The organism is Microbulbifer variabilis (genome assembly GCF_023716485.1).
Classification (GTDB): domain Bacteria; phylum Pseudomonadota; class Gammaproteobacteria; order Pseudomonadales; family Cellvibrionaceae; genus Microbulbifer; species Microbulbifer variabilis_B.
Genome location: NZ_CP092418.1, coordinates 1,824,142 through 1,838,686, shown reverse-complemented (window position 1 = coordinate 1,838,686; position 14,545 = coordinate 1,824,142). Strand labels below are relative to the sequence as shown.

9 protein-coding genes are annotated in these 14,545 nt (G+C 45.6%); 3 read left to right on the top strand and 6 right to left on the bottom strand.

Annotated elements, in window-relative coordinates:
• The first annotated feature begins 66 nt into the window (after window positions 1-66).
• Complete coding sequence (locus MJO52_RS08305; RefSeq protein WP_252085475.1) at window positions 67-624, top strand: NADAR family protein; 558 nt, start codon at window positions 67-69, stop codon at window positions 622-624.
• Window positions 625-814: 190 nt separating this feature from the next.
• On the opposite strand, the gene MJO52_RS08300 is transcribed toward MJO52_RS08305, so the two are convergent.
• The 4 genes from MJO52_RS08300 to MJO52_RS08285 all read right to left on the bottom strand — a co-directional run bounded on the left by MJO52_RS08300 (window position 815) and on the right by MJO52_RS08285 (window position 8,596).
• Window positions 815-3,040, bottom strand: coding sequence for a pre-peptidase C-terminal domain-containing protein (locus MJO52_RS08300; RefSeq protein WP_252085474.1), 2,226 nt, complete (start codon window positions 3,038-3,040; stop codon window positions 815-817).
• 611 nt (window positions 3,041-3,651) lie between these two features.
• On the bottom strand, window positions 3,652-5,868 hold the full coding sequence (locus MJO52_RS08295) for a M3 family metallopeptidase (RefSeq protein WP_252085473.1): 2,217 nt from the start codon (window positions 5,866-5,868) through the stop codon (window positions 3,652-3,654).
• A 500-nt stretch (window positions 5,869-6,368) separates the two neighbouring features.
• Window positions 6,369-7,163 carry a class I SAM-dependent methyltransferase gene (locus MJO52_RS08290; protein WP_252085472.1) on the bottom strand — a complete coding sequence of 265 codons (795 nt, stop codon included), beginning with the start codon at window positions 7,161-7,163 and terminating at the stop codon, window positions 6,369-6,371.
• Between the two features lie 23 nt (window positions 7,164-7,186).
• Window positions 7,187-8,596, bottom strand: coding sequence for a serine hydrolase domain-containing protein (locus tag MJO52_RS08285; protein ID WP_252085471.1), 1,410 nt, complete (start codon window positions 8,594-8,596; stop codon window positions 7,187-7,189).
• A gap of 374 nt (window positions 8,597-8,970) precedes the next feature.
• Between MJO52_RS08285 and MJO52_RS08280 the strand changes: the two genes are divergently transcribed.
• The gene (locus MJO52_RS08280) at window positions 8,971-9,771 is read left to right on the top strand and encodes an IclR family transcriptional regulator (RefSeq protein ID WP_252085470.1); all 801 of its coding nucleotides are present in this window, start codon (window positions 8,971-8,973) and stop codon (window positions 9,769-9,771) included.
• Window positions 9,772-9,847: 76 nt separating this feature from the next.
• Here MJO52_RS08280 and MJO52_RS08275 read toward each other — a convergent pair whose 3' ends face one another.
• Window positions 9,848-10,975: an acyl-CoA dehydrogenase family protein gene (locus MJO52_RS08275; RefSeq protein ID WP_252085469.1), complete on the bottom strand. Its 1,128-nt coding sequence runs from the start codon at window positions 10,973-10,975 to the stop codon at window positions 9,848-9,850.
• A gap of 27 nt (window positions 10,976-11,002) precedes the next feature.
• Window positions 11,003-12,202 (bottom strand): acyl-CoA dehydrogenase family protein, encoded by a 1,200-nt coding sequence (locus MJO52_RS08270; RefSeq protein ID WP_252085468.1) that lies wholly within the window; start codon window positions 12,200-12,202, stop codon window positions 11,003-11,005.
• A gap of 457 nt (window positions 12,203-12,659) precedes the next feature.
• On the opposite strand from MJO52_RS08270, the gene MJO52_RS08265 reads away from it, so the two are divergent.
• Entirely contained in the window at window positions 12,660-14,537 is a 1,878-nt protein-coding gene (locus MJO52_RS08265) for an acyl-CoA synthetase (protein WP_252085467.1), read from the top strand.
• Window positions 14,538-14,545 lie beyond the last annotated feature (8 nt).

The window sequence follows — 14,545 nt, the reverse complement described above, 5'->3', positions numbered from 1 at the left end:
CCTTACTTTTGTAATAAGCCTTAAATGCCACCATAGAAGTCTTATAAATTAACTACTGGAGTAAAAATGAATATAAGGTCAAGAGATCAACTTATCGACTTCGTAGATAACGGAAATACAGTTAATTATGTCTTTTTTTGGGGGCATCAAGAAATAGATAACCAGATCTCAAAGAGCTGTCTTAGCCAGTGGTATGACACCAAGTTCGAGGAAGATGGGTATCATTTTATTACCGCTGAGCACTACATGATGTATCACAAGGCCAAACTTTTTAAGGACCATAAAGCCTGTGAGAAGATTCTAACCTCAGACCACCCAGGTAAAGCCAAGGAATTAGGCCGGCAGGTTGTTGGTTTTAACCATGATATCTGGATAAAAAAACGATTTGAGATTGTCGTTAATGGTAACCTTGCTAAGTTTTCCCAAAATAATGACCTGAAGAGATTTCTGCTCAATACAAAGGATAGGGTTTTAGTGGAGGCTAGCCCCGTTGATAAAATTTGGGGGGTAGGTCAAGCGCAGGATAGCTCGACAATACAAGACCCAAGAACCTGGGCAGGCCTTAACCTTATGGGCTTTGCACTTATGGAAGTGAGAGATCAACTGAGCTTTAACCCCTCCTAGGATGAAGCCCTAAGTAGTTTCAACCAATATCGCCAATAAAGTATGACCCAACCTTCCCTAAGTCGCTTTCACTGAATCAAGCACACACACAAAATATTGCAATTGATCAATTTTTTAAAAGCAAAGCAGGCAATGGGTTGATTTAAATTTAAATCAACCCATCACCCAAAATAAATAAATTACCTAGCCGTTAATAATCAACACTTAACCAGAGATTTTCAAAATCAGTGTAGCCATAAACGGTAACATACCAGACGCCTGCTTGAGGCGCACTCACATTTATAGACTCATGACTGGTCCAGTTTTCTGAAGTGAAATCCGCATTGCTCACAGAAGCCTCCTCACCGTACTTTATATACAAATCTGCATCACCAAGAGAAGCGATAAATGAAGGTCCGGTGGCAATAGAGAGTTTGGCTAAACCCTCTGGCACTTGAATTTTAAAAGTGAGCGCATCACCCGCTTTGCCATCCAAGTCTGCAATGGTCTCACCAGCTACGAGGAACTCTTCTGGGGTAAACGTTTTGAAGGAACCCATTAAAGAGACTTGCTCAAAATCCGCATAACCCAATAGCATAATATGCCACTCACCGGCTTTGGGATTAGCAATTGAAGCAGTTTCGTCATTACCACCTAAATAGGGGCGGTAGTCGTAGACAGATTCAGTTGGCTTCTCACCAAAACGCACATAGAGATCTGCATCACCACTGCCGCCATTCATGGCAAACTGTAGATCTTTAGCATTTTGGGGAACGTTCATGGTGAAATACAAGGCCTCCCCCTTGCTGGCAGCCAACCCACCTATTTCCTGAAGGTTGACTAGCTGGTTGCCAGGCTCACCTCCCAAATCCAGAGTTGCGGTTAGATCCACGCCTTCAAATGAACGCTCTACCGGTGTGAGCAATACATGCCAACGGCCTGACTGAGGCGAGATGATCTGTATGTATTCGATATTACCGGCATTTTCAGACTTGTAGTCAAAATCTGTGGTATCGGGTAGGCGGTTATGAGCCACATATACATTCATCTCACCGCCTATTTCCGACTCTTCTGTTTGAATAGTCAGTTTTTGAGCATTTTCAGGGACATCAATGTGAAATAGCTTGCCATCTTTCCCCCGTAAGTCGACCCTTGGTTTGCCAGAAATAAGTGTTCGCTCCGCCTCTTCATCACAAATAAATGTTTCACCACCCTTAACCGGGCTGTATTGGATATTACCGCCCTCGATCACACCATTGATAAAAGTGAGCATTTCACAGGAATAAACATCCAATAAATTATTGGTGAAATCTACCTCTTTCAGGAAAGGCTTATCCATTACCCACTCAAATTGAACGGAATCCAAATGGTTGCCAGAGAAATTCATAGACTCCAAGCGCTTGGGTAACTCAGGAATCTCGGTTAGATTTTCACTAGCAACAGTAAGATGTTTTAGATATCGAAAAAGATGTATACCTTGCAAAGATTGAATTTCACCGTTTCCAGGGGTATGAATTTTCTCAACCTTCGCCGCCTCTAAACTACTTATTTCACCATTATTATCGGCATCAAAGTAAGCAAGCAAATAAGATTTAAATGCCGGATCAGGAATGTTGATATTCACAGTACCATAGTGAGAAGCCGCCCCTACCTGATCACCAGCTCCGAGGTCAACGCGCTGCCCTACAATGCCATCATATTTCTCATAGCCTTTTTTGGGGACAATTGTCGCACCCCCATTAGCACTATATGCGCGGGAGGGGTAGTGCATGACTGACAGGAAGTCGTATTCGCTGTAGCTGTGTGATTGGCGAACATCAAAATTGTAGATATACGCTGGCTTTATATTGTCTTCCAGGATCATCACATATTGATCCCGATCAGAACGCTGCTGCTCATGTCTCATGCCGATGGCATGACCCAGCTCATGAACAATAATATATTTCATACTCCAGTCTTTCATACTGAAAAACTGCCCGCCACCAGACATTCCAACCATAGATCGATTTTCACTGCCATTTCGCACGTAGATATAATTGGTTTGGTCTTTGCGCAATTTAAAATGTAAATCTGCGACCTCTTCCCAAACCTTGGTAGCATCAACGAATCGCTGGCGGTTTTCTTCTGTTACGTCTTCATGAAAATCATAATAGACAACACCTTCAGGCCACTTATTTGCTGACAACTCAAAGGCTGACATTATACTGACCTGCCCGGATTCCTGTGGAACCAGCTCCAGCATATCCCCAGTTAACTGATAGAGTTTGCCATCAACCATCACCTTCCTTGAGGAGAATTGCTCTTCCAGTTGTGCAAATTCATTCTCGGTAAAGTTTGGAATGCTATTAGCCACTGCCTGGCCTGATGCCAGTGTCAATTGACTTAATAAGGCCAAGCTTGTGGTAACCCCCAGCACTGCACCGGTTAACTTTTTCATTTTCATGTTCCTTCTCTGAAAATTCACGGATTTGTAACCTAATCTGGTGTTTAAGATTTTGAAAGGCGACAAAACCAATTGATATAAGTCAAAATAATAAAATATCAATGGGCATGTCGACGTGGGCAAGAATACAGCCGTTGAAATTTAAGGTCGATAGGATATTTATTGCTAATTTATAAGCACAAGGGCAGAAAAAGAGAAGAACACTTCAACAAGCAACCTAATATTTTTAGTTAAATTTTTTTAACATATAACAAAACAAAAAAACAACGACCAATCAGAAATGGAACATAAGAACCAGCTATCTGATTCCGCTAAAAATAGAGGGCAGCAGATATAGCTAGGGACTTACTTTTAGAAATGAAGACCTTGCCCAGTATTGAAAACTCGTCCTAGAAATAACTTCTGGGTATCTACTTACCAGCCAATGAGGGGATCACGAGACCAATATTGAATAGGAAATTTTTACAATGCAGATTGCATATGCCGCAAACATATGGTTAATGAATTTTTATTCTCGAGCACTTCTTAACTCAAAGACCACTTAAACAAAAAAAGCCGCATCCAAAGATGCGGCTTTTTCATGAACAATTTATTAAATCAATAAACTAGTTCTTGGAGGCAACCGTACTCTCTTTCTTCTCCGGGATCGGGAAGCCACGATCGCGCATCAACGCTTCGATATTGGCATCACGACCACGGAAAGCACGATAAGCATCAGCGGGGTCTACAGCATTACGCGGTGCAAACAGGTGTTTCACCAACTTGGCTGCTACCTCTTTGTCGTAGAAGCCACCTTTAGACTCGGAGAAGGCCTCAGAGGCGTCGGAAGTCAGCACGTCGGCCCACATGTAACCATAGTAGCTAGCTGCATAACCTTCACCAGAGAAGATATGGCCAAAGTGCGGGGTGCGGTGACGCATGACCAGCTCTTTCGGCATGCCCAGCTTATCCAGAGTTTCACGCTCAAACTTATCTGGGTCGATACCCTCTGGATCAGCAGTGTGGAACTTCATATCAATCAGCGCAGAGGCCAGGTACTCAGTGGTGGCAAAACCAGAGTTGAACTTGGCGGCTTTCTTAATCTTCTTCACCAGATCCGCAGGAATAGGCTCACCAGTCTTGTAGTGCACCAGATAGTTATCGATAACCGCATCGGTAGACAACCAGCGCTCCAGCAGCTGGGATTGGAACTCGGTGTAGTCGCGAACACCGCTGTTCAGGGTCGGGTAAGTCACGTTGGAAGCAAGGAAGTGCAGCGCGTGGCCAAACTCGTGGAAGAAGGTTTCGGCATCGTCCCAGCTCACCAGCACAGGCTCACCCGGCGCGCCCTTGATAAAGTTGGAGTTGTTAGAAGACAGGACGTTCTTCTTGCCATCAAAGGTGGAGTGGTCACGATACATGGTTGCCCAAGCACCGGAACGCTTGCCAGCACGGGCGAATGGGTCCAGGTACCAGAGGCCGATATGGTCGCCACTGGTCTTGTCAGTGACTTCCCAGACTTTAACATCTTCGTGGAATACCGGTACGGAACCCTCTTTCACCGGGGTGAATTTGAAGTTGAACAACTCACCAGCTACGTAGAACATGGCTTCACGCAGGTTATCTAGCTGCAGGTACTGCTTCACTTCATCGGAGTTCAGGTCGTACTTGGCCTTGCGAACCTTCTCGGCGTAGTAACGATAGTCCCAGGGCTCAATAGTGATATTGGCTTTCTCGGCATCCGCCACCGCCTGCATATCAGCTACTTCTTCTTTTACGCGGGCAACTGCTGCGGGCCATACCGCTTCCATCAGGTCCATGGCCCGCTCAGGATTTTTAGCCATACGGTCTTGCAGGCGCCATTCAGCGTAGTTGTCAAAGCCCTGCAGGCCCACACGCTCATCGCGCAGCTTCAAGATCTCAGCAATGATAGCGTTATTATCACGCTCATCGCCATTGTCACCACGGCTGTAGTAGTTGGTCCACACTTGCTTGCGCAACTCACGGTTATCGGAGTAAGTGAGGAATGGGTCCATGGAGGAGCGGGTATTGGTAATTGCGTACTTGCCCTTCTCGCCCTTCTCTTCCGCCAGAGCTGCCGCCGCTGCAACAAAGGATTCCGGCAGGCCGCTCAACTGATCTTTGCTCAGGAAGATATCGTAGCCTTCCTCATCGGCCAGTACATTGTTGGAGAACTTGGTATAAAGTTCAGCCAGGCGCTTGTTGATTTCCGCATAGCGCTCCTTGGCCTTACCTTCCAGGGTCGCACCATTGGTAGAGAACTGGGTATAGATCAGCTCAACCACACGCTTCTGTTCAGCATCCAGGTCCATCGCGTTGCGCTGGTCGTAGATCGCCTTGATGCGCTTAAACAAGTCTTTGTTCTGATAAATTTTGGACTCGTAATCAGCCCAGATCGGTGCCAGCTCTTGCTGAACTTTGCGGAACTCTGGTGAAGACATATTCGCAGCCCAGATTCCATAGTAAGCCGTTGCGCGGCTTAGCTCGGCGCCACTGCGCTCCATCGGCACAATGGTGTTAGCAAAGGTTGGCTCAGCGGAATCTGAAGCGATCGCACCTAGCTCGGTAAGGCTTATCTCAATACCTTTTTCAATTGCGGGCTTGAGATCTTCCAGCTTCATCTTGTCAAACGCAGGTACACCACCAAAGGGACCAGTCCACTCTGCCAGCAGCATGTTACTGGCGTGCTCTGGAGTTACAGCCATGGACTCTTCGGCTTTCACAGTGTCTTTAGCTACCTCAGCCTGTTTTGCCTTTTCACCACAACCGCCCACAACCGCCAGGGATGCGGCTACGGCTAGTGCGATCATTGTCTGACGCATTTGCTATCTCCTCGTAAAAAAGGGTCTTTTAATAGTTTTAAGAGCGGGATTCTACCCTCTCTTGGCCTATGCCGGCCAATTCTACCGTCTCAGCAGTCTGAAACTGCGGCTAAGTGAGTGATTTGTGCGACAACCTCCCCCTTTGGACTACCGGCGCCACCATGGGCATAAAGAGTATACTTTATCTTGATAACGATTTATTAAGTGGTTTCATTCAACTTATAAATCATTCGAATAATTAGCCAATGTGGCTCATTTAGCCTCTCAATAAAGCAAATTGGGCGATCTCAATACAGATGCTGCTGCCCAAGAGATCTACAGAACATCAAGTAGACAACAGTGGCACGCCCTCTAAAATATTGAGGTATCACTGCCGGAAGAAATATTGTCCGTATAAATACGAAAATTAAGGAATTTAAGACTCAAATTTAATGGCAGGCCTCTTTTCTTAGCCTATTTCTACTGGCTCTATAGCTTAGGACCTTGGTGAACGTCAAAATCTATAAGTCCTTTTTCCAACAAGCCAGCATTGCCATTGGCGGAACACATTCAGAGCTTTCCAAATCTCCACACCAATTACCCACATTCTTCCCGAGTTCAACAAACTTCTTTAGAGATAGATTACTTTCAATTGCCGCCATCAAAATATCTGACAAGGTGTGATGAAAATTATAATTTTCTTTAGCCTGATATTTTCTACCATCCAAATAGCCCAAACCTTGGTCATCCTTTTGCGGCTCGCGATTAAAATAAGACATGGCAATGTGTGAGGGATTACCTTCCTCATACATATTTAGAACCGGATGTATTTCTTCCATTAAAAGATAACCACCCGGCTTCAGCAAGGAAGTACAAATTCTCATAAACTGCTTTAGATCCGGCATCCAATTAAGTACGCCAATAGTGATAACCGCAAAGTCAAAACGGCCGATATACTCATCAGGCAACTCATAGATGTTAGAGCATACGATTTCTACATCCGAACACCTTGAGGCATTTACCAAAAGCCGAGCTTGATCGACAAAAGCTTGGGATCCATCAATCCCCACACAGAGCCCGGCGCCTTTCTTTTTGATGGAGATTAAATCTTTCGCATTATTGCAGCAAATTTGAACCACTGACTTTCCGGAAAGATCAAACCCATCCAACATGCCATCAAAGTCTTGCTCTAAGGCATTAAAATTAGACTCGGAGACTTTCTCAAGTAGCCGCTTGCTGAATTCCCAGTGAACAGGCCCAGCCTCATCCCAGGAGACCAAGGATTTACTGACAAAAAAATCTGTATTTTCTTTCATGGAATACCTCTTTAGCACCCAGCCTATATTTTAATAAACTTGACTGATCCATTCTGAGACATTACAACGCCCTTACCCTGAAAATGAAATGAAAGATCTCTTTGGAGCGCTCCTAAATGCACCTTATATACCTCCCCAGTTTTTAGCAGTGGTCCACTGAGCCCTCCCCAACTAACCATTATTTTATCACCCTCAATATAGAGTTTTTGCTCCGGCCAGCCATTACTATTCACATAGATACCAAGCAAGTTTCCTGGAAAATTTTCGGCACTGACAACCAATACAGGATCTGGCGCTTCCAATAGCTCGCCTCGGACAGACTTCTTTAGCCGCTTAATCTCCTGCTCAAACAGCGTATCTCTATTTGCTTTATTTAAAATTGAGTTATAAGTATAATTAGCTATTACATGGGGTAACATATAAGCCGCATCCTGATTGGTAAATGCAATTACACCTGTCTCTCTTTTTGGTATAAATGATACATGGATGCTATATCCACCATAATTTCCAAACCGAGTTAAAAGAGTCTCTTCATTATACTCTGCCAGATCCCACCCCAAGGTGTAGCCTGTTCTCTTATAGGTGAAATAGGTTTTTGATTGATCTACCTGCTTTTCATGAAGCTCATCAAAAATATTAATCTTAGATACATTTGACCTATCTTTATTTATATTTACCTGAAGCCATGTCGCCAAATCACTTACAGTAGAAATCAAGCCTCCTGCGGGGTGCATCGTTTGATCAGACTTGAAATGTCCTGAAGTGAAGATATTACCATCACTGGAGGTGATAATAGATGGAAGAAAATTATCCACTTTGGATACCTTATTCGTAGTCGAATTCATATCCAGAGGCTCAGTTATATACTTCTCTATAAGCTCTCCCCAAGCTTTTCCAGTGACATTCTCTGCAATCATCGAGGCGACTATCGGGCCCGTATTTGAATACCTAAAGTTGTAATCTGGCGCTATGAGTAGATTTTCACTTAATGAATGTACCAGCTCCTCTGGACCGAAATAACCTAAAAAAGCTGACTTAAAGGTATGTTGAACACTTGTAAATCCAGACGTATGGGTAAGTAAATCCCTAACACTGATTTTATTGGTATCAACTTTTCCCTCAAGCCCCAGCTGGAGCTTATAAGATGATATGGGTTTATCTAAATCTAACTTGCCCGAGTTATGCAGGATAGCCATCAAAGTACTGGTAAAAGACTTTGTGTGACTTGCGATTAAGAAAGGCGTGCTCTCTGTAACTTGAGGGCCACCTTCAGAATAGGCATAAAAGAAATCAAGCCCGTTCTTATCAACTACCGCAACAAAATGTGAGCCAATTAAGCGGTTGCTATTAGATAGCTCTTCCAGAGCTGATTTTATTTCTTTTCCAACATTATCATCTATGGCATAACAGTTACTAACGACAATCAAAGCCATTGTGATACTAATGAGATGCCTTATTATCATATCTAAAATTCTTTTTTAAATGAGCTCAAACCTGGAAAATTTCACTGGCAACGGATTCAAACACTAATTTCATCTTTGAGACAAGGAGCAACTATGCAAAATACGATAAATAGAATGTATATATAGGTATTCCGCAAAAAATACAATTAAACCATATCGGCTTTAAAGAACACTCTTCCCGGGACTCACAGTTGCCCCCCAAGTACAACCACAATTTACGTTACTGCTCATTATTTTCCAAACACCCTTCACAGGCCTAAATTTCTCTTTAAGGCTAAGTATCTAACTTCAGATCCAGGAGTAAAATTTGTATACTTGCTACTATAGATGCAGGATTTAAGACCATGGCTCCGCTGAGTGATCTCCCAAGAAAGAAAAGCGCAGAACCCGATCGCAAGTTTATTGAAGCCCTCGCCCGAGGACTGGATGTACTGCGGGCATTTCAGCCCGGTGATGGCTTTCTGGGTAACCTTGAAATCGCCCAACGCACAGGCTTGCCTCGCTCCAGTATTTCACGGTTAACCTATACTCTGACAAAATTAGGCTATTTGACCTACTCAGACCGACTGGAAAAGTACCAATTAGGTAGCGGCGTACTAGCGCTGGGTTACTCTTTCGTCTCTAATCTGGCTATTCGGCAGGTTGCCAAACCCCTAATGCAAGACCTTGCAAACTCCACAGGAACTGCTGTAGGGCTGTCTGACCGTGATCGACTCGACATGATATTTGTCGAGTTTTGTGCAGCCGCTAATGTTACGACTTTTCGCTACGAAATAGGTAACCGTGTTTCTTTAGCTACCAGTGGTTCAGGAAGGGCTTTCCTGGCAGCGCTACCTCAAGAGGAGCGCGAGTACTTTTATGGGCACCTGGAGAAAAGAAATAGCGAGCGCTGGCCGAAAATCAAGGTTGGAATTGAAGAAGCGGTAGCAAGCTATAAGCAGCGCGGCTTTTGTAGCTCCTTTGGCGACTGGAACCGCGATGTTAATGGTGTTGCTGTCCCCCTACAATTAAGCCAGGGGCGCATTTATACATTTAATGCGGGCGGACCTGCTTACCGTCTGAGTCCAGAATTCCTGGAAGAAGAAGTCGCCCCCTTATTGAAAAATATGGTCGGCAATATAGAGGCCATGCTGATCCGCTACTAGATAGCTTAACCCCAGGTTAGTAGCGCAATGCGACCAACCTGGGGGACAACTCATCACCTCACGGCTGCCTGCCTCGCTAGTGCCCGGCAAATCGGCGAGTATGATAATCTGTACTACCGAAGTAATACTGGATTGTGGTTAAGCGTTTAAAATAATGGCTCACATCCAACTCCTCTGTAACCCCTATACCACCATGTAACTGAATTGCTTCCTGGCCTACTAACCGGGCAGCTTTTCCAATGCGGCTTTTTGCTGCAGAAATTGCCTTAGGGGCAACGCCATTATTCACATCCAACTGTAAAGCTGCCATTAATAGAATAGAGCGGGCCTGTTCATATTCGGTAAACATATCCACCATCCGGTGTTGCAAGGCCTGGAACTTACCTATGGGAACGCCAAACTGCTCCCGGGTCTTGGTATATTCCACGGTCTTTCTATAAATTTTCTCCATGGCTCCTACTGCCTCGGCACACAGCGCCAGTGTGGCCCGGTCAATTGTCTGTTCGATTACAGGTAAAGCTGCTCCCTCTTCCCCAACTCGGTTTGCCACAGGAACCATGACATTATTAAACTTTACCTCAGCCGCACGGTGCCCATCCACAGTGGCATACCCCTGGCGGTGAACACCCTCAGTGTTGGCATCTATCAATAATAAAGTGATACCTTCACAATCATGTTGGCCGCCGCTAGTACGTACTGCCACCAATAGTTTATCTGCGGCTGAACCGTTCAGAACAACGGCTTTGTGGCCATTCACTACGTAGCTGTCTCCGTTCCTTACAGCTTTGGTGGTAATATCAGAAAGATTGAAACGGCTCTGGGGCTCAGCAAATGCAAATGCCAGCTGCAAGTTGCCTTCCATCAACAAGCTTATTAGCTCTCGCTTCTGCGCCTCGTTGGCACCGTTTGCTATTAGCCCACCACTTAAAACTGCACTTGCCAGGAAGGGTTCCACCACCAGACCACGACCAAACTCTTCCATCACCACTATCAGATCAACAGCAGAACCACCCAGACCACCGTCTTCTGCACTAAATGGAACCATTAGCCAGCCCAGCTCAGCAAATAACTTCCAGTTATCTTCACTAAACCCAGTATCACTGTCTATTAACTTACTGCGACGATCAAAGTCATAATCCTGTTGAATAAATTTGCTCACACTGCTTTGTAGCATCTGCTGCTCTTCACTATAGGAAAAATCCATCGTTCCAATCCTCATTAAACGTCGCGTTTACAGACCAAGTACCCACTTGCTGATAATATTTTTTTGAATTTCGTTACTGCCACCATAAATCGAGGATTTACGGTTATTTAAGTAACGGGGCACGCTGCTGGTAATAACTCCAGGGCCTACATGCTCGCCATCAAATCCGCTTTTAAATTGCTCTCGGACAAATGGCATTCCGTAGTAACCCGCAGTTTCCATGTAAAGTTCATCAATAAGTTGGGCGATTTCAGTTCCTTTAATTTTTAAAATGGAGGATTCCGGTCCCGGTGCATTACCGGTACTCACTGCCGCGAGTGCTCTTAGCTCAGTAAACTCCAAAGCTAAAAGATCTATTTCAACTTCTGCGAGCTTTTGCGCAAAGGCTGGATTTTCCAGGAGGCTGGCGTCACCATCACAAGTATCACCTGCAAGCTTTTTTAAAGTCTGTAAACGTTTTTTGGAAGTGGCAACCCGTGCAATGCCCGTGCGTTCATGGGTCAACAGTACCTTGGCATAGGTCCAGCCGTGACCTTCCTCGCCAATACGGTTGGCCACTGGTACCCGTACATTATCAAAATGCACTTCATTCACTTCATGATGACCACCCAAAGTCATAATGGGCGATACAGTAATGCCCGGGTGGTTCATTTCAATTAACAGGAAAGTGATTGCGGCCTGGTTTTTGACTTCGGGGCCTCCGGTACGAACCAGGCAGAAAATCCAATCGGCCCAGTGTCCCAGAGTAGTCCAGGTTTTGGTGCCATTAACGATATACTCATCGCCATCTCGCACTGCTGTGGTTTTTAACGACGCCAAATCAGAGCCCGCATTTGGCTCCGAATACCCTTGGCACCACCAAACATTACTTGCCAAAATATCCGGTAAAAACCGCTGTTTTTGCTCTTCACTACCATAAGTGAAGATAACCGGTGCAACCATTTTAAAGCCGAAAGGAATTACATCTGGCGCGCCGAAGTTGGCACACTCATTGGCCCATATGTATTTTTGTGTTGGCGTCCAACCGGTACCCCCATATTCAACTGGCCAGTTAGTCGCAGCCCAACCCTGTTCGTACAGGATCTTTTGCCAGCGTTCATAGTCCTCTTTTCCCAGGGGAATTTCATCCAGAGTCCTCTCACTGATATCCGCCGGAAGCTTCTCTTGCAGGAATTGCTTAACTTCCTGCTGAAAAGCTAATTCTTCGGGGGAAAAATCTATATTCATTCGCTTGCTCCTGTTTTTATGGGTGCAATTGGCAGAGATTTTTCAGCTAACTTCCTTCACCAACTTGCACAATCAACATGTACTAAATTCGGAAGTTCCCTTATACAAGCGGAATAAATTCACTTTCGATCTGGCTCGGCGAGCTCCACTCTTTGTCTTAAATAAACCTATCTACAAACAATTTCACGATGATATTGATATCTGAGCATCGCTATTTTGACTTTTTCCGACTCACGCAAGTAGGTCCTCAATTATCGAGCCAACTCTATTGACGCAACTTTCTACTTAGTGGCGTTTATATATAGCTGGTGTAAATATTTATCCGCCACTTCCCACCAATTAGCTTTCAAATAACTACTCGACGCACAAAACATTACCATTGAATTCCGCAGAGTGGAATGCTCTTTTCACTTTTGATATTGTCACCAACATAATAACCATAGTGAGAGAAGCCCCCATGTCTATCACGTCCACTTCCACTGGCAGTCCCATGCTGCAATCTCTTGCAGAAATCCAGGAATATGAAAAAGTACCTTTGTTACAACGTTATCCCTGGGAAAACACCTACGATTTAATTCGGCAGGCCGCCCGTCTTTACCAACAAGATGCAGCCATCGAATTTCTTCCCACCGCTGTACCAGATGAAGAAAGTGTGACAGTGAGCTACTCGCAGCTATCCGAAAAAGTTCACCAAACCGCCAATCTACTCCATTCTCTCGGTATTAATTCGACAGATACCGTTTCATTACTATTACCCAACCTTCCTGAAACGCATTTTGCACTCTGGGGTGGACAAGCCGCGGGAATCGCCAGCCCTATCAATCCGTTGCTGGAACCGGAGCATATCGCCGAGATCATGAATGCCACCAAAGCTAAGGTATTAGTCAGCCTTGGGCAGGATCTCAGTGAGGAGATTTGGGAAAAGGTTGCGCAGGTCATTAAGCAGGTTCCAACCTTGAAGGCACTGCTGCTAATCAGTAAAAAACCGGTTAGCACCCTATCCATACCTTCCGGCATTAAGGTAGAGAATTTTGTATTGGCTATTGCCCAACAGCCAAATGACCATTTAATTAGTGGGAGATCTATTCAAGGCGATGAAATTGCCAGTTACTTCCACACCGGAGGGACAACCGGGCGGCCTAAAATTGCACGCCTGACCCACAGTAATATTGCGTTTGTCGCACAGCTGAGTGTGGACACAACATCCAGTAAGGGGCGATTTGCTACCCTCAGTGGCCTTCCTCTGTTTCACATTTTCGGCACTGTGGTCGCCGGCATTGGCACTCTGCTCGCCGGCCGCACGATTGTTATAATGACCCCCTCAGGTTTTCGCTCCCCCAATGTGCTCCCCAACTGGTGGCATCACGTCGCCCGCTTCCGTGTACAGGGCTTTGGCGCCGTGCCCACTATTCTCGGCATCTTGATGCAAATCCCTGTGGGCGACAATGACATCAGCTGCCTGACAGATGTTGGCTGCGGGGCTTCGCCTTTACCCGCAGCGCTTAAGAGTGCGTTTGAGGAAAAATTCAATGTGACGGTAAGTAACGGCTATGGCATGACAGAGTCCAGCTGCCTGCTGGCCCGCCCCCCAACAGATATGCAAGCACCCGAGGGCAGCGTCGGCCGCCGCCTCCCTTATATGGAAATGAAAATTGCCGAACTGGATGGAAACCGGCTAGTGAGAACCTGTAACACCGGTGAAGTCGGTATTGTACTTGCACGGGGGCCACATATTTTTTCAGGCTACCTCTCCGAAGAGGATAACGCCAAGGCTTGGGTTGACCACAGTTGGTTTAATACTGGCGATATGGGATATGTCGATGGCGATGGCAATCTTTATTTGACCGGGCGAGCCAAGGATTTAATCATTCGTGGCGGCCACAATATAGATCCAGCCTTGATTGAAGAGCCACTAAGCCGTCACCCCGCCGTGGCTATGGCTGTTGCCGTTGGCCAGCCCGATGCCTATGCCGGTGAGGTTCCGGTGGCCTACGTCACTCTATACCCGTCCGAAAATCCACCCACAGAAGAGCAGCTTATCGACTACTGCCGCACCCAGATTTCTGAACGTGCAGCGATACCCAAGCGGGTAGAGATTATTGATGAAATTCCCCTAACCGCAGTAGCCAAGGTATTCAAACCCGCTTTGCGCAATCGCGCTACCGAATATGTTATTGGCCTGGCACTTCAGGAAAAAAATATATCTGCAGAGTTTTCTGCCCGTTTTGATAGTGCCCTGGGCCAGGTTGCAAAAGTTCGTCTGGAAAAACCTTCAGCTAAAACGGTAGCAGAGGAGGCATTGGAAAACATTCCGGTAGCGCTGGAGTTTGATTAAGCGCGGAC